The sequence below is a fragment of the Amycolatopsis sp. DSM 110486 genome (genome assembly GCF_019468465.1).
In the GTDB taxonomy this organism is placed as follows: domain Bacteria; phylum Actinomycetota; class Actinomycetes; order Mycobacteriales; family Pseudonocardiaceae; genus Amycolatopsis.
This window is the reverse complement of record NZ_CP080519.1, coordinates 9,860,522-9,886,694: the sequence shown is the minus strand read 5'-3', so window position 1 is coordinate 9,886,694 and position 26,173 is coordinate 9,860,522. Positions and strand designations below refer to the sequence as shown.

Annotated in this window: 20 protein-coding genes and 1 pseudogene; 6 read left to right on the top strand and 15 right to left on the bottom strand. The window is 67.6% G+C overall.

From position 1 onward, the window contains the following. Positions 1 to 6: 6 nt before the first annotated feature. From K1T34_RS47665 to K1T34_RS47640, 6 genes are all read right to left on the bottom strand, one after another. Positions 7 to 2,586 (bottom strand): type IV secretory system conjugative DNA transfer family protein, encoded by a 2,580-nt coding sequence (locus K1T34_RS47665; protein WP_220241386.1) that lies wholly within the window; start codon positions 2,584 to 2,586, stop codon positions 7 to 9. A 62-nt stretch (positions 2,587 to 2,648) separates the two neighbouring features. Then, positions 2,649 to 4,568, bottom strand: coding sequence for a VirB4 family type IV secretion system protein (locus tag K1T34_RS47660; protein ID WP_220241385.1), 1,920 nt, complete (start codon positions 4,566 to 4,568; stop codon positions 2,649 to 2,651). 7 nt (positions 4,569 to 4,575) lie between these two features. Next, positions 4,576 to 5,790 (bottom strand): PrgI family protein, encoded by a 1,215-nt coding sequence (locus tag K1T34_RS47655; RefSeq protein ID WP_220241384.1) that lies wholly within the window; start codon positions 5,788 to 5,790, stop codon positions 4,576 to 4,578. A 12-nt stretch (positions 5,791 to 5,802) separates the two neighbouring features. Next, positions 5,803 to 8,127: a hypothetical protein gene (locus tag K1T34_RS47650; protein WP_255638081.1), complete on the bottom strand. Its 2,325-nt coding sequence runs from the start codon at positions 8,125 to 8,127 to the stop codon at positions 5,803 to 5,805. Positions 8,128 to 8,130: 3 nt separating this feature from the next. After that, the gene (locus K1T34_RS54180) at positions 8,131 to 8,454 is read right to left on the bottom strand and encodes a pilin (RefSeq protein WP_255638080.1); all 324 of its coding nucleotides are present in this window, start codon (positions 8,452 to 8,454) and stop codon (positions 8,131 to 8,133) included. Positions 8,455 to 8,657: 203 nt separating this feature from the next. Beyond that, positions 8,658 to 9,656 carry a sigma-70 family RNA polymerase sigma factor gene (locus K1T34_RS47640; RefSeq protein WP_255638079.1) on the bottom strand — a complete coding sequence of 333 codons (999 nt, stop codon included), beginning with the start codon at positions 9,654 to 9,656 and terminating at the stop codon, positions 8,658 to 8,660. A gap of 659 nt (positions 9,657 to 10,315) precedes the next feature. Between K1T34_RS47640 and K1T34_RS47635 the strand changes: the two genes are divergently transcribed. Beyond that, the gene (locus K1T34_RS47635; protein WP_255638078.1) at positions 10,316 to 10,915 is read left to right on the top strand and encodes a hypothetical protein; all 600 of its coding nucleotides are present in this window, start codon (positions 10,316 to 10,318) and stop codon (positions 10,913 to 10,915) included. Beyond that, complete coding sequence (locus K1T34_RS47630) at positions 10,912 to 12,042, top strand: TRM11 family methyltransferase (protein WP_255638077.1); 1,131 nt, start codon at positions 10,912 to 10,914, stop codon at positions 12,040 to 12,042. The genes K1T34_RS47635 and K1T34_RS47630 overlap by 4 nt, the downstream gene beginning before the upstream one ends. 200 nt (positions 12,043 to 12,242) lie before the next feature. Here the strand turns inward: K1T34_RS47630 and K1T34_RS47625 are convergent, their stop codons facing one another. From K1T34_RS47625 to K1T34_RS47605, 5 genes are all read right to left on the bottom strand, one after another. Then, the gene (locus K1T34_RS47625) at positions 12,243 to 12,851 is read right to left on the bottom strand and encodes a DUF6192 family protein (RefSeq protein ID WP_220241382.1); all 609 of its coding nucleotides are present in this window, start codon (positions 12,849 to 12,851) and stop codon (positions 12,243 to 12,245) included. Between the two features lie 818 nt (positions 12,852 to 13,669). Continuing rightward, positions 13,670 to 14,833 (bottom strand): hypothetical protein, encoded by a 1,164-nt coding sequence (locus tag K1T34_RS47620; RefSeq protein ID WP_220241381.1) that lies wholly within the window; start codon positions 14,831 to 14,833, stop codon positions 13,670 to 13,672. Next, on the bottom strand, positions 14,826 to 15,071 hold the full coding sequence (locus K1T34_RS47615) for a hypothetical protein (protein ID WP_220241380.1): 246 nt from the start codon (positions 15,069 to 15,071) through the stop codon (positions 14,826 to 14,828). The genes K1T34_RS47620 and K1T34_RS47615 overlap by 8 nt, the downstream gene beginning before the upstream one ends. A gap of 158 nt (positions 15,072 to 15,229) precedes the next feature. Continuing rightward, on the bottom strand, positions 15,230 to 15,931 hold the full coding sequence (locus K1T34_RS47610; protein WP_220241379.1) for a hypothetical protein: 702 nt from the start codon (positions 15,929 to 15,931) through the stop codon (positions 15,230 to 15,232). A 431-nt stretch (positions 15,932 to 16,362) separates the two neighbouring features. Next, the gene (locus tag K1T34_RS47605) at positions 16,363 to 17,373 is read right to left on the bottom strand and encodes a hypothetical protein (protein WP_220241378.1); all 1,011 of its coding nucleotides are present in this window, start codon (positions 17,371 to 17,373) and stop codon (positions 16,363 to 16,365) included. Positions 17,374 to 18,590: 1,217 nt separating this feature from the next. Between K1T34_RS47605 and K1T34_RS47600 the strand changes: the two genes are divergently transcribed. Then, entirely contained in the window at positions 18,591 to 19,601 is a 1,011-nt protein-coding gene (locus tag K1T34_RS47600) for a hypothetical protein (RefSeq protein ID WP_220241377.1), read from the top strand. Between the two features lie 223 nt (positions 19,602 to 19,824). Then, positions 19,825 to 20,121, top strand: a complete 297-nt coding sequence (locus tag K1T34_RS47595; protein WP_220241376.1) for a hypothetical protein — start codon at positions 19,825 to 19,827, stop codon at positions 20,119 to 20,121. 636 nt (positions 20,122 to 20,757) lie between these two features. Here the strand turns inward: K1T34_RS47595 and K1T34_RS47590 are convergent. From K1T34_RS47590 to K1T34_RS47580, 3 genes are read right to left on the bottom strand one after another with little or no spacing between them, the layout of a single operon-like run. Beyond that, positions 20,758 to 20,985 (bottom strand): hypothetical protein, encoded by a 228-nt coding sequence (locus tag K1T34_RS47590; RefSeq protein WP_220241375.1) that lies wholly within the window; start codon positions 20,983 to 20,985, stop codon positions 20,758 to 20,760. Between the two features lie 41 nt (positions 20,986 to 21,026). Then, positions 21,027 to 22,829 (bottom strand): UvrD-helicase domain-containing protein, encoded by a 1,803-nt coding sequence (locus K1T34_RS47585; protein ID WP_220241374.1) that lies wholly within the window; start codon positions 22,827 to 22,829, stop codon positions 21,027 to 21,029. Beyond that, positions 22,826 to 24,739 carry an ATP-dependent endonuclease gene (locus K1T34_RS47580; RefSeq protein ID WP_255638076.1) on the bottom strand — a complete coding sequence of 638 codons (1,914 nt, stop codon included), beginning with the start codon at positions 24,737 to 24,739 and terminating at the stop codon, positions 22,826 to 22,828. The genes K1T34_RS47585 and K1T34_RS47580 overlap by 4 nt, the downstream gene beginning before the upstream one ends. 345 nt (positions 24,740 to 25,084) lie before the next feature. On the opposite strand from K1T34_RS47580, the gene K1T34_RS54530 reads away from it, so the two are divergent. Beyond that, on the top strand, positions 25,085 to 25,294 hold the full coding sequence (locus K1T34_RS54530) for a hypothetical protein (protein WP_304504335.1): 210 nt from the start codon (positions 25,085 to 25,087) through the stop codon (positions 25,292 to 25,294). A 2-nt stretch (positions 25,295 to 25,296) separates the two neighbouring features. Here K1T34_RS54530 and K1T34_RS47575 read toward each other — a convergent pair. Next, positions 25,297 to 25,584, bottom strand: a pseudogene (locus tag K1T34_RS47575) (Lsr2 family protein); the annotation flags it as partial. Positions 25,585 to 25,811: 227 nt separating this feature from the next. Here K1T34_RS47575 and K1T34_RS47570 point away from each other — a divergent pair. Beyond that, on the top strand, positions 25,812 to 26,153 hold the full coding sequence (locus K1T34_RS47570; protein WP_220241371.1) for a helix-turn-helix domain-containing protein: 342 nt from the start codon (positions 25,812 to 25,814) through the stop codon (positions 26,151 to 26,153). Positions 26,154 to 26,173: the final 20 nt, after the last annotated feature.

Sequence of the window (26,173 nt, the reverse complement as noted above, 5' to 3'; positions counted from 1 at the left end):
GGTTGGTCAGGGGCGGCTGCGGCGCGGGTCGGTGGTGGGTGGCCTCGACGGCGCCACGCGACGGGTCGCGTCCGGGCGGGACGGTGTAGTCGCGGTCGCGGTCGCGGCGGCGGGGGCCGTGGCGACATGCGTGATAGGGGCGGCCTGCTGCGCTGTTCGTCGTTGTGCGCGGTGCGCGGCCCGGATTTCGCGTGCCCGTCCGGGAATCGCGGGAGGTAGGGGTGTGGTGGTCATGGTGAACGGTTCGGTTTGCTGTCCGTTTACGACCAGGCGCACGGCGGCGTGGAAGGCGTCGAGGTGGGAGAGGTCGTGGTCGGACAGTCGGGGCGCGGTGTGGCGGACGAGTTCGTGGGCGTCTTCGGGGGAGGCGGAGAGGTAGATCTTCGACCGGGCGTTGGTGGACACGCCTTCTTTGAGTTCGCGGGTGAGCTGCCCGAGGTGTTGGTGCGCGAGCACCATGCGTAGGCGGAATGCGCGGGCTTCGGCGAGCATGTCGTCGATGGGGTAGGGCAGGTTGAGGAAGTTGTGCATCTCGTCGATCGTGAGGCTGGCGTCGTGGCGCAGCCGTTGCGGGATGCGGGCGCGGGCGGTGGCGGCCTGCCAGGTGCTGGATACGATCAGCGAGCCGACCAGTCGGGTGGTTTCTTCTCCGAGGGAGCCTTTCGGGAGTCGGGCCAGGAGGATTCCGCCGTCGTCGAGTACGTGGGCCATGTCCACTGTGGAGCGTCCGCCGGCGATGGCTTCTTTGACGAAGGGTCGCAGCAGGAACGCGCGGAGTTTGTTCATCAGCGGGGAGATGACCTGAGAGCGGGAGCTTTCGGTGAGCTCGTCGTACCACTGCCAGAACCCGGCGAGGACGGGGTCGGTCAGGCCGGCGGTGATGCGGGTGCGAAAGGCCTCGTTGGTCAGCAGTTTGGGTAGGTCGGCCAGTGTCGCCACGCCTTCCTGGGCGCGCAGGGTCAGGCAGGCGGCGCGCATCAGGTCGTCGGTGCGTGGTCCCCAGAACGCGGAGTAGATGCGGCGGAAGACGGAGACGAGGTTGTCGACCTCCCGGTCGGTGTCGTGGCCGTCGAGGGGGTTGAGGATCGGCGGGCGGTGGCGGGAGTCGGCGTCGAAGAGCACGACTCGCTCGGCGACCGCGCGTGGCAGTCGGCTCAGGATGTCGGTGACCAGGTCGCCTTTCGGGTCGATGACCACGGCACCGCGGCCGTGGGCGGCGTCGTCGAGCACCATGCCGGCGAGCAGGGTCGACTTGCCGCTGCCGGTGGCGCCGAGCACGTGCAGGTGGTGGCGCCCGTCGGACACGCGCAGCCCGACGGGCCTGCGGTCCCCGGTGTCGGCGTGCCCGAGCGGGAGGACCTCGGGGCCGGGTACCGCGACCCCTGGCGGCGGGGCGACGGCTTTTGCCCCGGCGCGTTCGACCCCGGGGATTTCGGCGTCGGTGGGCAGGTGCGCCAGTGCCGCGAGCTCGGGTACAGACAGCAGATCCCCGCGATCGAGACGGCGCTCACGCAGCGCCGTGGCTGGGTGCCGGAGCCGGCTGCGGGTGTAGTGGTTGTGCTCGGTGTAGGCGGCGAACGCGGCTGCGAGTGCGTGCGCGCGGCCGCGGGCGGTGGCGCGGGCTTGCCGGGCACGTTCGACTCCGGCGTCGGCGGGCAGATCGGTGGCCGCGACGTAGCGGACGAGGGTCTCGTACTGGCTGCCGCGTTGTTTGGCGACGATGGCCTTGTTCTGTGCGGAGTACTCCAGCGACAGTCGCGGATTCTGGCTGATGCGCCGCGCCTCGGGGGTGCGTCCACGGCGGGTGGCGGAGGCGCCGGGGGTGAACGCGTCGAGGATCCGCCCGGCCAGCCGCCCGGTGCTGGCGTGGTTCACGCGGCGGGCGGCGCGACGGGCTTGGGCGACGCGGCGGCCGGTGACTGGGCGGGCGAGGATCTGCACGCAGGCGTGCTCGGCGCGCGATAGCCCGACCGGGGCGCCGAGCAGCGCGCGGATCGGGTCGGCGTCGAAGCCGGTGCGGAGGGGCAGGGCTTCGCTGCGGGCGAGGCGCAGGTGCCCGCCCAGGGTGAGGCGCCGGTGCCCAACGGTGAGGGCGGGCAGGGGCGAGGCGGCGGGGTGGGTGCGGGTGTGCGCGCCGGGCCAGGCGGATTCGATGGCGCGCTCGACCAGACCCGGCGGGATGACGCCGGGGACCCAGACTTGCACGGTTACCCCGTGCTCGCCGAACACGTACTCCAGGGCCAGATGCGGTTGGCCGGCCCACCAGCGTCGCCAGGCCGGGCGCAGCAACCCGACGAGGTTGGACCAGAGGGCGGCGCCGCCGGCGGGGTCGACCTGAGGTGGGGCGAGCACGGTGATCCGGCGCGCGTCCATCTGCAGCGCGGCCCGGCATCGCGCCCGCCACCAGCGGCGAGTGACGACCCAGGCCGCGATCACCAGCAGGGCAACGGGAATCGCGACCGGAGAGTACTGCGCCGCGGCATCGCGCAGCGCAGCGAGCAGCCTGAGCGTGGCGTGGGCGGGGTCGTGCAGGTAGTCCCCCACCCAGCCATTCTCGGCCGGGTCGGCGGCGGTGTGCAGTTGCATGGCGAGGTCACTTCCCAACGAAAACCAGTGGGAGAACACAAAAGTCTTCTGGCTGGGCTCGGTTAGTGGGTGTCGAGTGCGACCAGGTTGTCGCCGTCGGGGGCGGGTTCGGCGGGGCCGAGGTCGAGGTAGGCCTCGGCCAGGGAAGCGTCGACGGAGCCGGGGTCGTGCTCGGCTTGGCGGGCGAGCTCGGCGGGGTCGGTGGTGATCAGCTCGTGCTCGGCCGGGGAGGCCAGTCCCTCGAACGCGACCCGGTGGGTGCCGGCAACGAGCAGGCCCTGCCCCCGCCCGGCGGTGGCGATGAAATGGCGCTCCCCGGCGGAGAGATTCAGTGCGGCGGCGATCTCGGCGGCGGCCTGGGGCTGCTGGCCCATGACGATGACGGTGGCTGAGTTGTCCAGGATGGGTTTGCCCAAGGCGGCGGCGAGCAGATCGAGCCCGTTGGGGGTGGCCAGCATGAGCGCGATGAAGCGCTTGCGGCCGGACAGCCCGAACAGCAGCAAAAATCGCAGCGCGCTGGGCAGTCGCATCAGCAGCCAGGCCTCGTCGACCACGACCATGCGGGGCCGGCGGTGGGCGGGATTGCCGGCGCGGCGCCAGATCTCGTCGAGCACGAGCAGTGCCCCGACCGGGCGCAGCTCCTCGGGCAGGTCGCGCAGGCTGAACACGTTGAGGTGCCCGTCGGGGGTGGCGGTCGTGGGCCCGTCGAACAGGTCGCTGAAGGCGCCGTCGACGAACGGGTGCAGTCGCGCGGCGAGGTCGGCGGCGACCGGGTTGTGCGGGCCGGCTTCGGCGAGGCGGTCGCGCAGGTCGCGCAGCAGCGGCACCGGGCGGGTCCAGGTGCGCGGGTCGTCGGTGATTCCGACGTGGGCGTAGGCCGTGGTGATCGCGGTGTCGAGCACGGTGCGTTCGGCGGCGGTGATCTCGGCCCCGAACAGGACGCCGAGCACAGTGTGCAGGAACAGGCTGCGGCGTTTGAGCGCGTTTCGCGGGGCGGTGCGGTGCCCGCGCCCGTCGGTGAACACGGGTAGGTCGAAGGGGTTGAGTCGGATCCCGTTGGCCCCCAGGTGCAGGTAGGTGCCGCCGACCTGGGCGGACAGGCGGGCGTATTCGTCCTCGGGGTCCACGACGAACACTTGCACCCCCTCGGCGTCTTGGTTGTGGTCGCCGACGGTGCGGTAGAGGCTGCGCAGGATCTCGAGCTTGACCAGGTAGGACTTGCCCGAGCCGCTGCGTCCTAGGATCACGGAGTTGTAGTTGTCGCAGGCGAAGCGGTCCCAGTGCACCAGCCCGGAGGAGCCGAGGTTGTAGCCGTAGAGCACCCCGCCCGGCGCGCTGCCGGTCGTGGCGGGCGCGGGTAGGTCGGGGGAGGTGAACGGATAGGCCGCGGCAACGGCCGGGGTGTCGAAGGTGCGGGTCAGGCCCAGCTGGTCGAGTCCAAGGGGCAGGGTCGAGACCCAGCCTTGCAGCGCTCGGTAGGTGGTGGGTTTGGCGTCCAGCAGCAGCGACGCGCACAGCGACCGCAGCGCCGACACGTCCTCGGCCAACGTCTGTTCGTCCGGCGCGTGCACGGTGAGGTAGAGGCCGAACTTGAACAGTTTGCCCTCGCCGCGGGCGATCCGGCGCGACAGGGCGGCGGCGTCGTCGGCGGCAGCGTCGAGGTCGGGATCGTCGAGCCGGTCGTGGCGGATGTTGTGGCGGCGCGAGGATTCCAGCTTGGCGCGCTGCCGGCGTAGCCCGCTGGCGGCGGTGGCCGGGTCGACCGGCTGGATGTGCACCGACACGTCCAGGCGCGCCGGGTAGGTAAGCAGCGGCGCGAGCCAGCCGGGGAAGACCTCCTGCGGGTAGCCGGTGACGCCGAAGCTGGCGACGAACTCGTTGCCGACCTCCAGGTGCCGGGTGCCGACCGAGAGCGAGTCGGGGGTGAACGCCGCCGCCGAGCCGGACGGGCCGGGGCCGGGGAAGGTGCGGGTGCGTGCCATGGCTGACCTACCTGCTCTCGATCTCGTCGTCGTAGTCCCAGTCGTCGTCCTCGCCCAGCCACGGCCCGCCACGCCCCGGCGGCACGGCTGGCGCCGAGGGCCGCTGCGGTGGCACGGGCTGTGCTGGCCGGGGTGTGCGTGGTGTTGCGGTCGGGGTGTCGGGGTCGGGGCCGTAGAGGTCGGAGAACGAAGTGGTGGACGTGATGACCTCGTCGGCGGCGGCGAGTGCCGCCGAGGGCGGCAGGAGGGTGTCGGGGTTGCAGGCCGCGGCGAGTACCCCGGTCGCGGCGGCGGCGTCGAGGGGCGTGATCACGATCCCGGCCGCGCCGAGCAGGTCGGTGGCTTCGCCGAGGCGGCGCACCAGCCGTTGCTCGGCCGCCTGCCGGGCGCTCGCTGCGCGCGGCGCGGCCTCGGCACGGCGGCGCCAGGGCCACACCCTCTCCTGGGCCGGCGGTGCGGTCCGCAGGGGTTCGCGCAGCACGAGCAGCACCTGTCGGCGCAGCAGGTCGGTCTGGGCGGCCAGCTCGGTGAGGAAGTCGGCGTGGTCGCGGGCGGCGGCCTCGAGCGCCGGGTGCGGCAGCCCGCCGGCGCGAGCGCGCAGCGCTGCGATCTGCGGGGCGAGATCGATCCGCTCGGCGCGCACCAGGATCTGCACCGGCGCGGTCAGGCTGTGCAGGTATCGGGCGAAGGAGGCGACGAGGGTCTCTTGCTCGGACGGGGTGCGCAGCGAGAAGTTGACCGTCGAGCAGGTGGCGATGACCGTGAGCCCGTCGTCGCCGAGGTCGATGATCCCGGCGAGTGCGCCGGTGTCGTCGACGCTGTCGGCGGGCAGTTCCAGCGGAACCGGGGACACCGTCTCGACGGCTCCCGGTCCGCGCCGGTCGGCGTGCTGTCGGGCGGTCAGCCAGGCCGGTGCGGGGCGTACCCCGTCGGGGGCGGCGACCCGGTGCCTGGGTGAGAAACGCTGCCGGATCGCGGCGAGTGCCAGCATGTCCAGCGGTAGGCCGTCGCGGTGCCCGAGCGCGAGCACCGCCGCGGCGACGGCGAGCGGTACGGCCACGACGAGGAACACGGGCAGCGGCACGAGTGGGCGGGTCAGGGCGTGCAAGCCATACAGCAGCACCCCGGTGACGCCGAGGATCGCGAGCTGCCGGGCCGTCAGCGGCCCGAGGACCCTGTCGGGACGGTCGACGTCGGCAGGAACCCGCACGGGAGTGGTCATCGCGGGAGCACCTCACTTCTTCTTCGGGCCCCGGCGCAGGGGCAGATCGAGAGGCAGCTGGATGCCGACCCGCTTGCGCGGCACCGGCGCACCCGAGGCCGGGCCTGAGGGTGTGGTCGATGGTGTCGGTGTCGGAGACGGCGGGGTCGGGGCGTCCGCCGGCGGTGTGGGAGTGCTGCCGCGGCGGACGCCGAGAGGCAGGGGGTATTGGCCCGAGGCCATCGGCCGGTTGCCCGTGTAGGCGTCGCGCGGGTGCCGGCGGGTCGCGCGGGCGGCACGGTTGATCCGCCCGGACGGGGTAATCAGCGCAGGCCCGGTCTGCGTGGGCGGCGGTGCCGGGGCGGCGAGGTCGTCGGCCACGGTGCGCCGGGGCGTTCGGGCGAGGGAAGGCCGCAGGTGCAGCGGCAGCATCCCGGACTCCGGTGCGATCAACGCGTTCGGCACCTGCGCAAGCGGACGGGCGTTGCGGTTGATCCGTCCGTCCTCGGTGAGCAGACCGGGCTGCGCCACGGGCGGTGGCAGCCGGTCGCCGCGCTCGGCGAGCTCTTCCGCCAGGGACCGGCGTCCGGTGGCGTCGGGGTCGCGGCGGGTGGTGATCGGGAACCCGAGCTGATCGGCCGGCAGGGCACCGGGCAGCGGATTCGGCTGCACCGCGCGCGGGTTCACCGCGACCGTGCGGCGCGCACCGCCGGGCTTGCTCGCAGTGAACAGCGACTGCTGCCCGGGCCCGGGCCGGCGGTCGGTGCCGCGGGCGGTGTCAAGCACGTCGCTCAGGCGCGGGGAGCGGGGCGTGGGCCGGTGGCGGCGCAGTGTCATCGGCAGCATGAACTGGCCGGTGGGCGTGGCCGGGGGATCGGCCAGGGGCCGCTCGTCACCCGAGCGCGGCCCGCGGCCCCCGCCGCCGAGCAGGGAACTGGCGCCGCCGAGCAAGCCCATCGTCTTGTACGCGAGCAGCCCGCGCGCGAGCGAGCCGAACAGGGAGCGCCCGCTGCCGCGCACCGGCGCGAGGCACCAGAACGGGATCTTGATCAGCACCCACACCAGCCCGAGACACATCAGCAGGTTGATCAGCCCCGAGGCCGACGGCCCAAACTGGGTGAATCCGCCGGGAGCGAAGAACACCCGCATCGCCGTGGCCAGGGCCAGCGACTGGCCGAGCTGGATCGCGAGCAGACCGCCGAAGGCTTTCCACCACGTGCGGGCGATGCCCTCGGTGTGCGGCAGCGCGTGCCACATCAGGATGACCGGGGCGGCGGCGATCAACAGGATCGTCAGCATCGCCCGCACGATGAACGTGATGAGCAGGACCACGATCATTACCAGCAGTCCCAGACCGATGAAGATCAGCCACAACCCGCCGCCCTGCAGCGTCTTCAACACCATGTCGGTCAACGCGGTGCTCGCGGCCTCGGGATCGACCCCCTGGCCCATCACCGCCTGCGCGAGCCCGTTGGCCAGCGAGATCGCCTTGCCCGCGATGAACAACGACAACGTGCCCGCGAGGAACCCGACCGCGAGGCGCGGCGCGATCTCTTTGACGCTGTAGCGCGCCTGCAGGGTCTGATACGACATGAGGATCAACCCGGCGAGCAGCACGACGATCCCGTAGACCGCCAGCAGGATCTGCCACGACTCGGTCCACAGCTGCGCCAGCCCGGGCACCGAGGCCGGGTCCGGGGTGGCCAGCAGCGTCTTTCCCAACAGATCCAACAGCGGGTTCAGTGCGTCGGTGACCACGCCGCGGAAGAAGCTGCCCAACGCCTCAGTGACACACGCGCGCAGGTCGGTCAGGCCGCAGTCATCGGACTGATCATCGTCTCCGGCCGCCGGGCCGGGCGACTGGCCCGGCGTCGGGTAGAGCGGGACCGGTTGGGGGATGCAGTCCGGCCCGTCACACGATGGCGGTGGCGCGGACGTCGGCGGCCCGGGCGGTGTGCATTCGGACGTGATAGCACCGGGGAAACACGACGCCGACGGGGGCGCCGGGGGTGCTGGAACTGGCACCAGCGGTGTGCTCGGTAACCCGGTCGGCGGCGCCGGGGGCGGGCCGGGCAGCGTGCACACCGGGTCGGTCGAGCCCGGTTCACACGGGTCGGTCGTGGGCAATGGGATCGGCGGCGCGGGAGGCGGCGGTTGCGCGGGCGCGAACGCGGGGGCCGCGTCGACCGACCGAGCCGTCGCGGCCTCGGCGCGCGCCGCCATGCCGCCAAGCGCGGCCACGAGCACCAGCAGAACGGGGGCCGATCGCAACCAGCGGCGCCGCGGGCGCCGCGTCTTCGTACGCGAGTGCATCGACAGCAAGGTGGGTGCGACGAGGTTGGTGATGTGCGGGATCATCGTTCACACCCCGCCGCCGACGATGGCCTTGAAGGCGTCGACCACGATCGGGGCGAGGGCGGCGAGGCAGAAGCCGATGCCCGCGTGCTTGAACGCGCTCTTGGCTTTCTCGACCTCGCCGGGATCGCCGCCGGCCATCAAGTAGCGCAGCCCGCCGATCGTCAGGAACGCCGCCGCGATCGCGCTGAGGATCCCCAAGATCCAGTTACGGATGTTGTTCAAGACCTCGTCCACGGTCTTGGCCAGCGCGAGGTGCACCGTGGCGGCCTGCGCCGACGAGGAACTCAGCAGCACCCCCAGCGCCACCAGGACCGCTGCCAGCGCCACCCACCTGCCGCGACGGGCATCCGGCGGTCGCGGCGATGCGCCCGAGCGACGGGCACTGTCGCGACACGAGACGTGCCCTGTTGCCCCGCGACCGCGCCGTCGGCGGGTGGGGGAGGCGGTGGGCGAGCCGAGCCTGTCGTGGTCGGGGCGGCGGGTCGGCGGGCGTAGGCGAAGCCGGTGGTGGTGGGTGCGACGCGGGTGAGTCAGTCGCATGAGGACGCCTCCTGAACATCGCGCGGTCCGGACTCGGGCCGGGACGGGCGTGGGCGCTCGGGCGAGCGAGCCCCGCAGCCACCAACTCCGGGTTTCGCGGTGCGGGGAGACACCGGACGTCGTGCCCTCTCGGCCGCGCCGTTGGCTCGAGTGCGGTTCACGGGGTGGGTGCCGGCCGTGCCGCGTGGTCTAGTGGGCGTTACGTTCTGATCGTCGCGAAGGGACGTGAGGTAGGTGACGAGCCGCCGTTCGGCCCGATGGCGTGCTTGTTGCGTCGCCTTGTAGTTCTGGCCGCGAGCTTGCGCAGCGTCGGCCAATGAGAGTTCACCGAAGCGGGTCTCGCCGATCAACGCCGCCTCGGCGAGGGTGAGTACGCCGGCCTTCACGGCGGCGACCAGAACGAAGTCGGGGTGTCCGCCTGCGTGCTCGGGTGCTAATGCCCGAGCACCGAGATCCGCGACCGGCGACGCGGCGTCGAGCGCGTCGCGCAACGCGCGGTGGCCGGCGCGGTAGGCGGCCCACCGCAGCCGCACAAGGATCGCCGGCCGGGTGAGGTCGACGTCGGCGAGGGCTTCCAAGAATCCGGTGAGGACTGCGGAGTGGACATCGTGAACGTCGCCGCGGAACCGGTTGGTCAGCTTGGCGGCAACCGGCACCAGCACCGGCAGCGCGAGCCCGACACACGCGACCGTCCACGTCCCCGCTTCGGCACGCGAGCGCGTCACGAGCGCTGTCCAGACGGCATCTCGGGTCTCCTGTGGACACCCCTTGGTGATCAGCAGCGCGCCGACCTCGTCCAGCGGCATCAGGCGCGGCGGCAAGCCACGGATTCGGCGCCCGTCGAGGGCTACCGGATGCGGCCCGGTGACCAGCCATGCGAACGCGGTGCGGGCGGTGTCGAACACCCCGGGTTCGGCTCGGCGATCACGTAGGCGGTGTGCTGACGAGGTCGTTGCTGCGGCCTTCTTCGGTGACGACGGCAAGTCCATGACGGCACTCCTCAACGACGGAATGTGATGTCGACAGGAAGCCGGTCGGACCGCATCAAAACTGCTTCAAACGCAGGTCAGAGCCGTGTCAAAGTCGCTTCAACGGCGTGTCACGCCTGCGTATAGACCTACGAAATCGTGGCCATCGCCCGGCCGTGGGTAGGCGAACTGGACGATCGCGTTGGCGGGCGACGAGAACTCGGGTTCGGCGTCGCGACGTGTCTCATGCAGACCTCGTTTTCGGAGTTAGCCGGCGACAGCGCAGACATCGCCGACCCCGGTCTGTCGGCAACCCGCTTCCGGAGGTTCCGCTCGTGAATCGACGTCCACCGTCCCCGCACACGGGCCCGTCCAACCGAGACGACTCGACCCGTCCACAACGCACCCGACCGGCCAACGGCACCCCGTATCCGGGAGCACCCGAACCCGGCACATCGAGCCGCCGCCCACGCCACTCTGCGAAGCCGAAGACGCTCTCCACGAATGCACGCGAGCTGCCGCCGATCCCGCCGACCGTGTGGACAATCGGCCCGAACCAGATCGACCCGGCCGCGACGTGGCCCGCGCCGATCATCGAGTCAATCGTCACAAGCTTCTGCGCGCCTGGCTCTCGTGTCCTGCTCGCTCCCTGGCCAGCCGCGGAAACCGGGACGAGCGATATGACTGGCGACAGCGAGCTGGCCGCCGCACACGACGCGGTGCGCGCAGCAGGGCGAGACGTCGCGGTCACCCAGCTCGTCGTGGCGAGGTCTCCGAACGCCTCGTCGGCGAGCGACGCCACCTACCTGTGCGGCACCACGGCGCACGACGAACACGCGGAACTTGACGATGGCGAGCAGCCGTGCCCGGAGGCCACGGAACAGGTCGACTTGATCGTCACGGCGCTACCCGCGGACCGCCGAAACGATCCCTCGATCGAGGCCGTTGCGCTCGCGGCCGCTCGCAGGCTCACCTTCGGTGGCATCTTCGCCGTCTACACGCACGGCGATTGGACCACCGGGCGACTGCACGACCCGTCAAGGCTGATGATCGCCGCCGCGCAGAACGCGGACCTGCTCTACCTCCAGCACATCGTCACCCTGCACACACCCATCCGGAACGGCCGGCTCCAGCCGCCCGCGGCGAGCGTACGTCTGCTCGAGGAAACCGCAGTGCCTCGCGACGTCGGATCGCCGACGTCGCACGTCCGCGTGCACGGCGACGTGCTCGTGTTCGCCCAAGCGCACGCCGACGCCGGACAGCCCGAGGAACTCCGATGACCGAACGACCGGAAGCCAGGTACCGCGCCATGACCATCACGCCCCTCACACCGCAGTCGACGGTCGACGAGCCGACCGTGCCACTCCCACGCGCGTTCATCGACGCCCTCGACACCGCCCCACCCGCCGAGCGCGCGGACACGACCAGCACCCCGCCCGCCACCGCGCCGACCGACTGGGACGAGACACCGGTGTCGGTGTGGGCGACCGCCCAGACGTCGCCGGCCGCGCAGCGCAAAGGCCGATACGTGCCGGAGTCGACCGCACATCCGGCCAAGATGCTGCCCGCCGTCGCCGCGCACGCCATCGCGCACTACACCCGGCCCGGCGACGTCGTGCTCGACCCCATGTGCGGAATCGGCACCACGCTGGTCGAAGCGATCGACCTCGACCGCCGCGCGGTCGGCGTCGAATACGAGCCGCACTGGGCCGACATCGCCCGGGCGAATCTCCGCTTCGCCCGCCAGCGTGGTCATGACCACGACGCCCGGGTCGTTCGCGGCGACGCCCGCCAGCTCCAGACGCTGCTGCCGCCGGAGTACGTCGGGCAGGTCGCGCTGGTGGTGACGTCGCCGCCGTACGGACCGTCGGCACACGGGCTGGTGTCAACGGGCGAACAGACCGACGACGGGAAGGTCCGCAAGCACCACTACCGGTACGGGAGCGCGCTCGACCGCGGCAACCTCGCGAACATCGGTCACCACCGCCTGCTGGCCGGCTTCACCCGCATCCTCACCGCGTGCGCAGGTGTCTTGCGCCCGAGCGGCCACGTGGTGATCACGGTGAGGCCGTGGCGCGAGCACTCCGAGCTGATCGACCTGCCTTCACAAGTCATTGCCTGTGGGATCGCCGCCGGTTTGGTTCCGGCTGAGCGGTGCGTTGCCCTGCTCGCACGGGCCGCGGACACCGAGCTGATCGCGCGCGGCAGTTTCTTCCAACGTGACTTCATCCGTAAACAGCGCGCGGCAGGGCTACCGCTGCACCTGATCACTCACGAAGACGTGATCGTCCTGCGAGCTCCGGACGATCAGGATGTCGTCGACCAGCGTTCAGCCGCGGGAGCGGCGCGTCCGATTTCCATACATCACGAGTACGGGATGATCGGGCCCGGTCACTGGGCCGCCTGACCGGCACGTGCTGATCAGATATACGAGCTGGACGGTGCCGCTGTGAGCACGTTGACGAGGTGCTGGGCGCACGGATACCTCCGCGAAGCCCGCACGTCCTGACACCACTTCCGCACGGTGCCGCGCGGCCCCGCCCGGAATCAGGGGCGGGGCCGTTGCGCGCCAGAGGCTCCCGGTCTCGTCTTCAGGGCTGGACCGCTTCACCTGCCCGCGTCGATGCGCCGGTTTCCAACTGCCGCACGATCGTGGTCGGCTTGGGCTCGATAGAGCTGGCGGCGGGTGTCGGGGTTGGCCATCACCCGTCCGGCGACCTCCGGCCTCCGCAGCAGCTGCCCGGCTACTGCGGAGGCCACGTGCTCGTCCCGCGTCAGTTCCTGCACACGCGCCGCCCGTTCCTCGGGTTTGTCCTCCGGTCGTCGGTGCGGCGCCCGGTTCGCGGCACGCTCAGCGGCGCTGACGGTCCAGGTTCGCGTGCCCAACCGGTCGTTGAACGGCGGGTCTTTGATGACCTTGAACCGGTCGGGCAGGTACGCCATCCGCTGATACACGCTCCAGCTGGCCTTGACCGAGCGGCGCTGTTGGGGCCAGGCCGCGGCCACCGCGCGGTAGTCCAGCAGGGTACGGAACTCCAGCCCGATGTCGTCTGCGAAGACCTGTAGCGCCTCATAGACACCACCGTTGCCACCAGACTGCGACCGCATAGGTTCGAGTTCCAGTGCCATGTCCCCGAGCGCGAATTGACTGGCGGCCTGGTCCTCGAGGTGCTTGCTCGCTCGCTTGGCCAGCGGCCTATAACGGCGCTTGCTCACGTGGCCGATCGTCTCCACAGTGCAGGCCTCCGAACGGTCGTGGCGCTGCCACGATCCCGTCCCCCATCGGGCAACGCCAAAGGTCGAGGGGTGTCACGCGTACCTGTGAACAGGTCACTGTCACCGGTTCTGAGCATGCGTGGGTCCCGTCCATGACCACAACCCCTCACCCCAGGCCAGCAACGGGGTCACGTCATGACCGGCGCGGTGCGTGCCCGGCTCGCCAGGTCACGACGCCTTCTTTCAGTCTCTGACCACCACCGCCGGCCGGGTGGTTCTAACCAGTCGGGATTTTCACATCCACCGGTCGGCCAGCAGGGCGTGACGGTGGTTCCCGCTCGCTCGGATCCGGCCGGGTTCTGCGGGTCAGTCCGGGTAGCGACGACCGAGCCGCTTCCAATGTTCGGCCAGCGCCGGCCGCGCCGGAGCCGCGAGGACCGCGCCGAACTCCTCGTCCAGCTCGCGGGCGCGTGCTCGGTGTCGGCCCGGATCGGTTCGTCGAGCCGCTCGTTCTCCTCAGCCCAGCCTGGGATCAGCTGTTCCGTCGTACGGCTGCTGGTGCTTGAGTGGAGCTTGGCTTGCGCCTCGTCCAAGGCGGTCTGGCTGTTGCGCAGCTCGTCGGCAGAGCCCAACTCCGCGGTGTCGATGACGATGCCCGTCCGCGTCCGCACGCCGTGGCGCACGGCGACTCGCAGAACGTCGTTGCTGAAGGAGCGGGCCTCAGCGGGCTGCCACAGCAGGCGGTCGAAGTCGACGTCTGTTCGGGCCGCACCCGTGCTCGCGTTACAGCACCTTCGTCGGTCGGCGGAACGCCAGCACTACGAATCGGACGACGCCGTCTGGCTGGTCGGAGCGTCCGATTCGTCTCCATCGGTTTGGACGGTTTCTGGCGCATCGTCGCTCGCTGCTGGGCCCGAGAGTTCGTTCGCTGAAATGCTCGCAGCTCCCGTCGAGCGGGGTGCCGCGCGGCGTCGGCCGCGGATCGACAGCCTGGTGGCGAGGTGTGCCATGTACAGCACGAGCACGAGCAACGAGGACCCGAAAAGCCAGCCGAGTGCCTTGATTCCACTGGTGAACGTGGTCGGTCCGCCGCTCATGGCGAGCACCGGCAGCACGATGCTCACGATGGTGGGGTAGAGCAGCACACCGAAACCGATCCACAACTGCGTGTCTGGGCGCACGATCGCGTCGCGGCGTTCCCTCAGCCGTACGACCTCCGCCTCTGCATCTTCCCTCTGCTGGTCAGCGCGTTCCGTGCCCGTTGCCAGCCGGCTGCGGACGTCTTCCACCCGCCGCGCAGCCTGATTTGAGTTCAGCGTGCGGCTGACGGCGTCGCCGATCGTGGATGGCGAAGGGAAGTAGGCCATGTTCGCGGCCGCGAAGCCCAGAACCGATCCCGCACCTCGGCGTTCCTCCCGTTCTTGTTCTTCCTGCCGCCCTCGCTCCTCCGCACGTGCATCGACCAGGGCGCTAAAAGCGGTCTCCCAGATGTAGGAACGTTCGATCTGCGGCAACCGGTCTCGCATGAGCGAGCGGAAATCCGTCCAATCAACCTGGCGCCATTGTTGCGAGCTCAGCAACTCGGCTGGCTCCAACTCCGCATCGATGAACTCGCGGGCGCGGTCGTACTCGTCGCCGGCCGCCTGGAAGTGTGGCTGCAGCTCGCTCGCGGTGAGCGGGTTGAGGACGTCAACCGTGCTTACCAGCACGTCCATTTGCCGGGTCCCGGCCTGGATCGCGGCAAGCACGTCTGCGTTCGCGAGGAAGTCAGCAATCCAGAACAACGTCCATTCCTGCCGCGCGTCCCGGGCACGAGCCCTTGCGGTGGCCAGACGTTGTTCGGCATGCTCAAGCACGGCTTGAGCTCCTTGTTGCTCGCTGTCGAGCCCGACGAAGCGGTTGACCGGCAGACCGCCGACGATCGCAACAAGCCCAGCGCTGGCCCCGGTGACGGTGGATGGGAACGGGGTTGGGTCAGCCACGAGCGACCTCCTTCTGCCCGAACACCGCGAACTGATCAGCCCGGTTCACGACCGATCTCCGCCCAGGCGAACAGTGCGGCACGGTCGCCGTCTGGTCCTGGAGCTCGGCGAGATTGCGGCGCGCGATGGTGAGCCCGTCGCGGACGGGGCGGCTGATGCGTTGTTGCCCAGCAGCGATCTGTTCCCAGCTTCCGACGGTGCGCTCGTCGAGGGCGAGGCGGTCGACCAGCGCCGGCACGCGGGTGCCAGAGGCCTCGGCCAGGGCCCACAGGCGGTGGGAGCGGTCGCTGACCGAGCGCCGCTCCGTCTGCGGGTCCGTGCGGGCCGGCCCGCATGGACCCGGTGTCGGCGAGGGCACCTCGCCCCGCGCGGCCTGGCAGCGGCGGACCCAGGCGTCTAGCTCGGCCGAGGCCGCGGCGGGGTCGAGCGCCGCCGGCGCCAGGCGATACCGGATCTCCCCGAACTCCCCGCTGTAATGCGGGTTTCGGGGGAGAGCAGCTCGTCGTGGAACCGGGAGACATCGTCGCCGAAGCGTTCGTGCGTGGTCTGCGGGGTCACCTCGAGCGCCTGGCCGACCTCGGCCCAGGTCACGTCGCGGAGACGCGCCGTCACCACCGCCTGCTCCATCACCCCCCCGTGCCTGGGACACGAGCCCAGCAGCCTCGGCGATAGTCCAGCGGCCAAGGGTGCGGACCCGTCGGCGCGCGACGCGTCGCGATATATAGGGACGAAGCTGGCGTCCAGATCCGACAGCTCGGCCAACTGGGCTGCGAGGGCGATTCGCACCCGGGTCGCCTCTGCGAACGGCGGCGCCTGAGGATCTTCCTCCGACGCTGCCGCGGAAGCGTCGGAGGCGGTCGCGATCGCGTCGTTCTTTCGCAAGTAATACGGCAACCCCTCCGGCGTGGGGACCGTGCTCAGGGCCAGGGAGCGGTGCTCGCTTGCCATCCCCGCGCCCCGTCCCCAACCGAGATGCTCGACGTCGAGCCCGCTCAGCAGAAGATCGCGGGCAGCGTCGTCGGGAAGCCCGACGAGCACCGGCTTGTCCTCGGGCGTCGCCTCCCACAGCCGGCGCAACTGCCCCGCGGTGATCGGCAACAGCTGCGCAGGCCGGCCCGAAGGCCTCGACCGTGTCGTCGTCGGTCATGAAGTCCCGTCTCGAGGAAGTTACGGGGCTGGGCGGCCGTGGTACTGGACACCTCCGCCGTCAATGAGGCTAACCCTTCCTATCAGCAGTTTCAGGGAAATCCTGAAAACACCCAACTAGGCGAAGCGGGGGATCTTTGGTGGCAGGGCGGCGGATTCAGCGGCGACGAGTCCGCGCCGCCGTCTAGACCTCGATCTGCTCCACCGACGGCCAACCGGCTGCTGATTGAGCAGATCGGCAATCATAGGTTGCCGATGGGCATGCATCCACTCGACGCGCAAAGGTTGCGGTCCGCACCACATTGGCACCGTCCGTGGCGAGACGCTGGCGTAGACCACAGCAGGTTGTAGATCAACGATCTTGCTCGGCGAGCGTCGGTCATTCAGTCTTCGCCCACCAGGTCGTTCAGGCAGTCGGTGCAGATCACGTCGTCGGGGTCGGAGGTGGTACGACCGCACCGTCCGCAGGAGCCGAGGTCCGCATCCGTGACGAAGCCGCAATAGAAGCAGGCGTGGGTGAGGAAGCTGTTGGGGTCTGTGCGGGTGGCGACGGCGATGAGCGCTTCGAGCTCGCATTCCGGGCAGTCGGAAATCGACCATCCGCTCCGACCTTTTGCCGCCAGGTAGCGTGATTCGCCCAGGACGGATGTGACGTAGTCTTCCGCGGCATCGGTGCCGTCGACTTGGCTCCAGTCTTGACCGCAGAACAGGCAGCGCGAGGTCTCCTCGAAGGGCGCGAAGGTCCAGGCCACCTGCATGCATTCGGGGCAATGGATGACGATGCTCGGCCACGCCTCGAGTTCGGGGGCGAGTCGGTCCAGCCTTGCCCGGTTGACCGCCGCGATGGTCGTGAGCGCGGCGCCGATGATTTCCTCTGCTTGCTCGAGGTGCTCGATCTCGTCGTCCGGGGCGTCCGGAACGAGGTGTTGCCGGATGAACTCGGACAGCACGTCAAGGGCTGCAGCGGCGCGAGCGGTCACGACTTCGTGGTTGCTGGTCGAGCCGAAGTGCTGGAGCTTGTTGCGTTCCTTGTTGAGGAAGTCCAGGGCGTCGCGTTGAGTGGCCGTAAGCTGGACGCCGGCAACCTTGGCGAGCCGCTTGATCGCTGCGTTGAGCGTGACGCTGCGGAAGGCTCCCTGCCTTAGCTTGTTCTCGTCGGCGCTGTAGGGGTCCTCGAAGATGTGCTCGATGCCCTCGCGCTGCAGGCGGACCTTGACGAGGATCTCGATCGCGGCCTGCAGGTGCAGTACCGCGTACTTCAAGCGGCGCGGATCCGCGGATTCGGCCAGATGAGAGATCGCGCTGTCGAGGAAGTCGACACCGTTGACGATCGGGTCGAATTCCAGACTGTTCCCGGACGGACCACTTTCTGCGCCACCGTGTGAATCGCTCATTGCCTGCCCCTCGTCGTCGCAGGAGGCGCGTCGATCCGCCCATCTTCTGCGTCAGCCTTGATGTGGTCGCTCTTGAAGTATCCGGGACATCTGCGAACGACACACCAGGCAGGTGGGCCATGAGGTCGTCCCAAGGTCGGCGGGCAGGAAGCCGCCCTCGGAGTCGTGATAGTTGCGCACCCACAAGCGCGCGGGTCCCGCCGACGTCCGGACCAATGAACCGGACCGAGAAGCGATGCGTGTCTCGGGTCGGCCTGGGCGTTCTCGTCGGCCCCTGATTCCAGCTGCCACGCGGCCTCGTCCCACACCACGGTGGGTACCCCGGCTGCCAGCGCTGCAAGGGCGCGGGCCGACCAGTAGACGTCTTCCTTGGCCTCGGGCTGGTCGGGCTCGTGGCTCGCGTCAGGATCGTGTCGAGCGGTCATGGACGTCCTCAATCTACGAGGGCAAGGCATGGTGCACACCAGGGCCAAGGGCGTCGCCCGCCGTCAGGGATTCCGTGCGGCGTGGCGCCTTGCTCGTTCGTCGCGATCCCACTGGTCCCGATACTCCTCCAGCTCCGGCATCCGTTCCTGCGCGCTCCACGCCGCGCGAGCCGCGACGGTTTCCGCCAGGATTGCGTGCTCGAAGCCCCCTTCGTTGACTGCGTGTTCCGATGATCGGGAACGGCGAATTTTGTCACCCCCTGTTCCGCTCCTCGGGAATGTTTTGACGCGGCGCAATCGGGAGATGTTCATGGTTTTGTCAAAGTTTTGCGCAGTCTGTAGATGGGAATATAGCCGATTTCGTGAAAAGTTCCTCGGGAATATTCGCAAACCGCCCAAAGTGTACGTGTTTCCCTCAGAGTGTTTGTCAATCCGATTGGATCAAGATTTCACCGTTGCACTCCTGATAGCGTCGCTCGGTCCGCAAATTCGCGCGGGTACTCAAATGGGGAGAAAATGCGTAAAGGAAGATCGCCCTCGACTGCCCTGGTCCTAATTGGAGCTATTCTGGTTGTGGCTGCCCTGTCGGCTTCGAGTTATGCTACCGCTTCCGCGAGTGTGTTATCGGGAAGCCGGTTGGATGCCATCTCCCGCGACCCAGGCTCACAGCTGCAGCTTCAGAAGTGTCGCCAGCAAGCGGAACGGTCGGCACATTACGCCGGCGTCCTTGACTGCCTCGTCGCAGTGAAAAGGTCCACGGAGAAGAGGCAAGAGAATTACCAGGCGTCGACGATGGCTGGTCCTGTAGGTAATCTTGTTCCGAGAGGAAAGGCGTCGCCGAATAACGGGGTTTCTCAGGCGTGTCTGTCAGACGCTTCCAATCCTGATCGGTTCGTCTCATGTTCGTACGAAGGCTGGACCGTCAACCATATACATGAGGTTGATGGTGTAGACGAAGTCGTTGGTTGGATTGACTTGAATATCTACTCTTCGATTGACTTTGATCAGAGTCGCGCTGCATCTTGGGAGCTCAACGCTGAGATTTTCGTTCCCGATACCGAGGGAACACTGCAGGATGGAACAACGGCGCAAATGTGGACCGGGTGCATGGATCATCCTGACAAATGCATTACTTCGCAGCTTGAAGGAACCGATGCGGAGAATGAGCCTGTCCAGCTTGCCCCGCAGGCCTTGATCAACAAGACATACACCCAGTACACGGATCTTCCACAGGCGGGCCAGACCACCGTCCTCAATGGCAACCTGGGCGTGGCGCTCGAGGTCGCGGTCCCGGGTGCTTCTACTACTATAGCTGATCATGAATCCAACACTCTTGTAGGCCGTTGCGACAGTCTGTCAAACAACTATGGGCAAGGATGTGTAGACCAGAACGGTCCGGCATATGTGGAGTATAATTCAATCGACAACCCGAAAGTGACAGAGGTGGCGAAGCATGTATTCACTGCAATTCGCACACTTCCGAGCCATTGGGGTAATCCGTCTCTGAGCCATCCGTTGACTCGGCTCACTGATGGCAAGAAAGACGACGCCAACCGCGCATTTGCGTGCGCGGGAGTGGTTGTTGATCCAGGCGTTACGAGCTGTGATGAGTACCCGTTGGCCAGTACCTACCAGGGCGGCCCTGCCTCTGCTGCCAACGATCGTTCGACCGCCGTCGTGCCGAAAGCGGCCAATGATAGTCAAGGCGGGCTCACCCAAGGGTATTACGACTATTATCGGATCCTTGACAGTGACCCGTTCTGGGTGCAGGCTGTGTTGCCAGACGGTACGAAAGTCTGGTAACGACCGGTAAGCGGTGTGTGAATTGCCTGGTGGAAATCTATACTCGACGGTTCTAACCTTCCGACCTCGGGACGGCCAGTATCACGTCCGAGCAAGCCCGGGCGTGGAGAACATGTGGCCGGAGTCAGTTGACGGATTGACCACAGGAGAAGACAACTGGATCGCAATAATTTGCGGTGCGGAGTTTGGAACTGTGGACATAGCAATTGAGGTGATGGCCTCGATGCCGACCCTGGAAGAGGGGTGGGACATGGTGGTCGAACGCGACATTGAAGTCGAGGATGAAGGCCTTAACTTTCGCGAACTGTACGTTCTCGACACGCCCGAATCGGTTCCTGTCGGAGCCGGCTGGAACCGTGTCCGGGTCGCGGTGCGGGATCGCCTCGCAGCTGCCCGGCAAAGCCCGCCGACGGACATGTCGATCGAGAAGCACCGCATCCAGGTCTGGCCTGTAGACGAACCCTCCGAACCCCGTGTGGTCGTCGGTCCAGACGAGTACGCCCGGCGCTACCTCAGCTGAATCTACCGACGATCAGCGCTGAAGACAGGAGTGTTTCCGCTGGGCGACGACCGCAGGATGGCCGTCGCCCAGCTTTGTCAATGCGCCCGTCGGCAGCGCGACGCACCTGGTGTCAGCTCCCGGGCGGCATTAGGTGAACGGGCGTACCGGATGCCGGCGGCATGGTCGGCAAGTGACCGGGAAGATGGCGAGCGGTTGCCCTGTCTGAACCTGGTGTCGTGTCGGTTCTACCCGGATTGGCGGGCGACAACGCGACGAACATGGTCACGGCCAGCGCAGCGAGGACGATCGCTCCCACCAGCAGGAGCCCCGAACGTGACGTCACGCTGTCACCTCGTAAAGACAACGCGTCGTGGCGTGTGCGTCGGTCCTGCTCCCAGAGCTGATCTTCATCGCCCACGGATGATATCAGAATTGAAGCGGCGGCCAGTGCGTAAGACTGGAGCCGACGAGTTGAGTATTTCGCAGATTCGGACGAGCCCGCACATCAACGAGGCCACCTGGTTCAGCGTGGCTCGTTGGCGCCAGCGGGAGGTACCTGGCGACCTCGTTCCGACCCAGGGCTTAGGCGAACCGATGCCGCTGACCACTTCGTCGTCAGCATCTCGGCGATCCGTTTCACGCTGCTGGAACTTGTCAACGACGCTTGGTCAAGAAATCGTTCTGCACAGGTACCCGAGTACGGGGCCATCGAACGTTGCGGCGTGCGCCTGATGCTCGAGCCGCTGCGTGTTCGCGCGCCAGCTTGCCGACCGCCGGGACCTGACGGCAGGAGGGCATCACGGCCATTTTCACCATCGCCGGCGTTTTGGTCAGCCTTGGTTGAACCGTCTCCTGTGACGCCGCCTCGGCGATCTCGCCCACTGGGGAAGGCTGATGAGCACGTGTTCTGCCATCGGCTCGCATCAGGTCGTTGTCAGCTCGAACGCCACGTCTTTCAGCTCAAGTAGTGCTGCAACGCGTTTCTGAGCGTCCTCGGGCATGGCGATCGCCAATAGGCGTCGTGCCCGCGTGGCGGCGACGTAGAGTACGCGCAGGTTCTCTGCGACATCGGGCGGGTGGCTGCCAGCTATCCACGCGTCGACGAGGCCATCGGTGCGGGCATTCGAAGGCACGATGACGAGTACGGCCTCTTCTTCCTCACCCTTGACCTGATGGATGACGCTCGTCCGTACTGGGGTCATCGAATCCGACGAGATAACCCCGGCCGCGGCGCGGGGGGTCTTGTCTTTGAGCGCGGCTACAGCGCTCAAGCGGCCGGACGTGTCCAGCCGCAACATGCCGGGGGCTGGCGGCAGCAATTTGAGCTGGTTGGTTGCCTCCCGGCACCAGTCGGCGAAGGTGCCGTGGTCGACGTCGGGTAAGGCTACTGCCAGTTTTCCCGCGAGCTGACGGAGCCGCCAAGGGTCAACGTCGACGCTGGCACAGATTGCCTCGACGGAGCGATCGGCGGTGTCTGCTTCTGTGTACCAGTAGCGGAGGATTGCCCGTTGGAGGATGTCGTACGCCAGGTGGCGCAAGGACGGGTTCCTGTGATTCGACTTGGCGATTGTCGCGGCCCATGCCACTCGGGCCGGGTAGTTGGCGGGAGGTTGTGTGGCTGGTGTAGCCGTCGTCGAGGGCAGGGTCGTTCCGGCGTGTGCCAGCACCACGCGTCTCTCGGTGGCGATGCCCAGTTTGTCGGCGTGATCGTTGAACACGGCGAGCGCTTCGTCGGGCTGCGAACCTTTCGTGCCGATGAGCAAGATACCCGCCGGCTCGTCGCGGTTCGGTCCAACGGGTGAGTCGGCCGGCCTCGCTACGGTCGCGGGCCGAAGTGTGGCGGCAAGGCCGCAAATGGCCGGGCTGCTGCGCCAGTTTCCCTGGAGGTCGACTCGTGCGCCGAGTGACTCCCCGAACGCGCGGATATTGGCGGGCTGCGCTCCGCGAAACTCGTAGATGGCCTGGTCTGGATCACACACGAAGACCAAGGGGATCCCGGCGTCGTGCAGCAAGCCGAGGATGGCGAGATCATGAGCCGAGCAGTCCTGAGCCTCGTCGACGACGATCTCGTCGAATCGCCCGGACAGCATCGCGACGGCCTCGGTGTGTCTCCGCCGTAAGGTCTGCAGGGCGAGAACTCTGATTTCATGCCCAGTGACGTAGCCCTGGTCGATGAGGGTTTTTCTCTTTCGCACCACCGCCAGAGCGGCTTCATCGAGGCGGCCTTGCTTGGCCAGGGCGGTATAGCTCTTGATGGCCCGCTTCTTTGGTTGAAGCTGTGCGGTGCACTGTCGCGCGTCCGGGTCCCGGCTCCAGTTGAAGTCGTTCAGGAACACCTTGTGCTGGTTCGTGCCAAATCCCACCTCGACAGTGGCATCGATGCGATCCCAGGACTCGATACGGTGCCAGATCCTGCCGGGCGTGAGGAACGGCCGGACGAGGTAGCGCCAGAGGAAGGTGTCGATGGTCCCGACATAGTTCGGGAACGCGGCGAGCTCCGGCTTGCCGGCTTGGCGGCAACGCCGTGCGACCTCATCGCAAGCGACGTTCGTAAAAGACAAGACGGCCCGGCCTCGAGCGCCTCGCCGGTCGGCCAAGTGCCGATCGACGATGACTCTGGTCTTTCCAGCGCCGGGGCAGGCTGAAACGTAGAGTGGCGCCGGGTGTCGAACCGCCTGTTCCTGTTGCCGAGTTGCGGCCGCCGTGCGCGGGTCTGGTCCGGTCACGACTGCAGCTCCACAATCCAGGTGATGGCCGCCCTCAGGTAGGCGGGGACGACGACGTCCTCGGTCTGCATGCTGAGCTCGGCGAAGTCCTGAGCGAAGTCGCCCTTGCGAAGGTCCTTGTCCTTGAACTCCTTCTGGAACCGGGTGATGCGTTCCTCCTTGTCGGCCATGGCGTTGATCTCGGTCCACACCTTCGGGCCGACTTGGGGCTTCTGCCGATTGAAGGCCTGCTCCGCGACAGCCACGTTCGCGGGACCCGCGCGCAGTAGTTCGGGCTCCAGGGTCGGGTCCGCCACGAAGACACCGAGCCGGTCCTCGGCGCCGAGGCTCTTGGCCAGCTTCAAGAGGTTCGCCCGACGGTCGTAGTTAAGGTCAGGATCCTTGTCGGTGATCACCGCAACTCTCTCGGCGATACGGCCGCAGCCGGCGTCGGTGAGCAGTACCCGTATATACGGGGCGAAGTCCACACCGTCGATCGCGACGATCGTGGTACCGACGAACCGTGCCCAGCTCGCGCGGGCGAGGTCGGCATCGTTCGCTTCGGCAGCTGAGACTGAAGGGGCACGAAACAACGGCGAGGCGGTAGGACGGGGCAGAACCTTCCGCGCGAACACCGGCAGGAGCAGGGACTCCGCGATACCTTCGACCAGGACGACGCGGGGCCCGAACAGCATGGCACTGCGCGTCGCGTCGAGGTAACGCTTCAACTTCCCATGGCCACCGTCGAGATCGAGTTCGGCCAGAGCGATCGCCTTGGATTCGTAGCGACTCTCAGCCGCCGCAAGTGGTTCTTCGTACGATTCACCAGTCGCCGGAACGACCGTGGCCTCCTCCGCGATGACCGGCAACGGGTGACGCTTGAGAACCACGAGATCCTCGACCGCCACTGAAGCGGCTATCAGCGGTGAGTGCGTCGTGACGACCACTTGGACGCGGCCGGCGTAGTCGGCGGAGGCCGGAGCGCTCGCCGACGCTTCAGCGGCGTCGCGCAAATACTCGACGAGCAGGCTCTGCAGCTGAGGGTGCAGGTGAGCCTCGGGCTCCTCGACCAGGAAGACCGTCAGGTCGTGATCGCGTGCAGCACGAAGTTCCGCGACCACGGTCGCGATGTAGAGCAGGTTCGCGTAGCCGAGCCCGGATCCTCGGATGTCTCGAGGGCTCAGTCCCCGGTCGTTCATACGGATTCGAAGCGACCGCGCGATGGACAACAGGTCGGGATCGGCGAACGAGATGTCGGCGACTTGCGGACTCGCGCCCGAGGTGACGTCTGAAAGCGGAGCCCGTACGGCGTTCTCAGCGCCGTCGAGGACCACACCCGTTTCCTTGGTTGACCTGAGGGCGTCCAGGTTCTTCTTCACGGCGCCGACGAAATCTTCGATCGGGACTGCGTGCTCGTTGAGCAGGTAGTTCAGGATCACTCGCAAGCGGTTGCCTGATCCCGAGTTCAGCTCCCGTTGCGCGTCGCGAAGCGGTGGGAGGTAGACGTGCCGCAAGCGTCCGCGTGCTTCGGGCTCGGGGTCGCGGTCGCTCGACCTGCTCTCGCCCGCGACCCACGTCAACTTGCCTCGGGTTTCCGTGCCGACGGGTTGCGTGTAGGCGACCTGGTACCGCACCGACGCCATGTCGTCGAGGACGCCTTGGCTGTAGATGCCGAGCTGATCGGGAGAAGTCAGCGCAAAGGTTGCGCTCAGCTGGGTTGCTCCGCCCCCGGGCATCCGCGCGACATCGTCAACGTCCCAGTACCGGTCGCGGCGTCCATCGAGCGGATCCGTCAGCAGCCGCACGACATCCAGCAAGTTCGACTTGCCGCCGTTGTTCTCGCCGATCACCACCGTCAAGTGCTCACGTATCGGAACTCGAAGATCCCGCAACGAACGAAAGTTCCGCGCCTCGACCGAGGTCAATCGCACTGTGCCCCCACCTGCCCGGCGAACTCCAGCAGCCCGAGGAGGCTCTGGAGTGTCGTAAGTCGATCAATCGCCAGAAAGATCGCGCGTCGACTACGTGTTGTTACAGAAGGTGAGTTTGGTTCGCTCGATCGAGTACTCAGGTCGCGGTGTTGTCGGACAGCGAGGTCGTTTGAGTGAGCGATTTACCCAGTGGCTTGCGGGTCGGTACACGGATGACTGCTCTGGACTACATACCTCGATGGACGGCGGGTGGGCGGAGTGGGGCCTGTCCGCAGCCGGCGGCGTAGGAGCCGAGAAGTTGGTCGTAACTTGTCTCCAAGCGAGCGGATTTCCGGAGTTAAACGGGTGAAAGAAGCCGCGTTCGGCGCCGAAACGCTACTAGCGGAGGATGATGATGGCTCGTACGTCGAGCGCTATTTGCTGCGCGTGGATCGTTGCCTTTTCTTCGCTCGGGTTCGAGTGTTTGGCGAGGTCCTCGGACTACTCGTCGCGCGCGACGCCTGGTATGCGTCGACGACCGGGCGAGCGATCCGTCCGTGTGTGGCGACGGCGTAGCCATTGTTCTGTGCCCACGAGCGAATATGCTGAGTTGTCGAGTGCGCGTCGGCGGGTTGTGGTTCCTTGCTCGTGTCCTCGGATGACTGACCGACTGCGAGTTTGACTCGGCGGCCTCCGGTACGGCGGGCAACCGCCACGTACGGCTGTAGTGCTGACCGCAGTGCTTCTGCGTTCGAGGCGGAGAGGTCGATCTCGTAGGTCACTCCATCAAGTCCAAAAGGGACGGTCTGGTCGGCTGGGGAGCCGTCGGTGTCGTCGGAGATCTCGATCGTGACTTTCTTGGCCATCTGTATCGCCCTTAGTTGAGTTGTCCGGTGATGTGTCGGTTCGTTGAATAGTAACGTCCCGAAATTACGTTCACGTGACCGGTATCTGTCAGGACGAGGTTCTCTATTTTTCTTTCGAGGTACTATTGACGGCTTGTTGGATTGTTGGCATGAATAGTTGTGTGCTGCGGCGAACACTTCCCTGAAGAGGCTGTGAGCGGCAACTCAAAATTGCGTTGGAGTGTGTGATGGAAGTCGAGAGTGGGGTAGACCGTGCCCATGGTTGCGTCGCAGTCGCTGCCGCGATCAGAGAGGTTGCGGCGGCGGTGCGTGCAGCCGCGCCGGATCCGCCGGCGGACCCGGATGCGTTGCTGACGGCGGAAGACGTGGGGGAGTTGCTGCAGCTGTCGCCGCGGACGTTGAAGGACCATGCTGCCGCCGGTGTTCTGCCGCATCACCGGTTTGGCAAGCACTACCGGTTCACCCGCGGGGATGTGGCCGAGATCGTGCGGCTGGGCGCCGCCGAGGTGAAGCGGGCGCGACGGCGGGTGCCGCTGGAGGGCCTTGCGCAGGACTTCCGCGCCGCGTGAAGCGGGGCGGAGTAATAGAG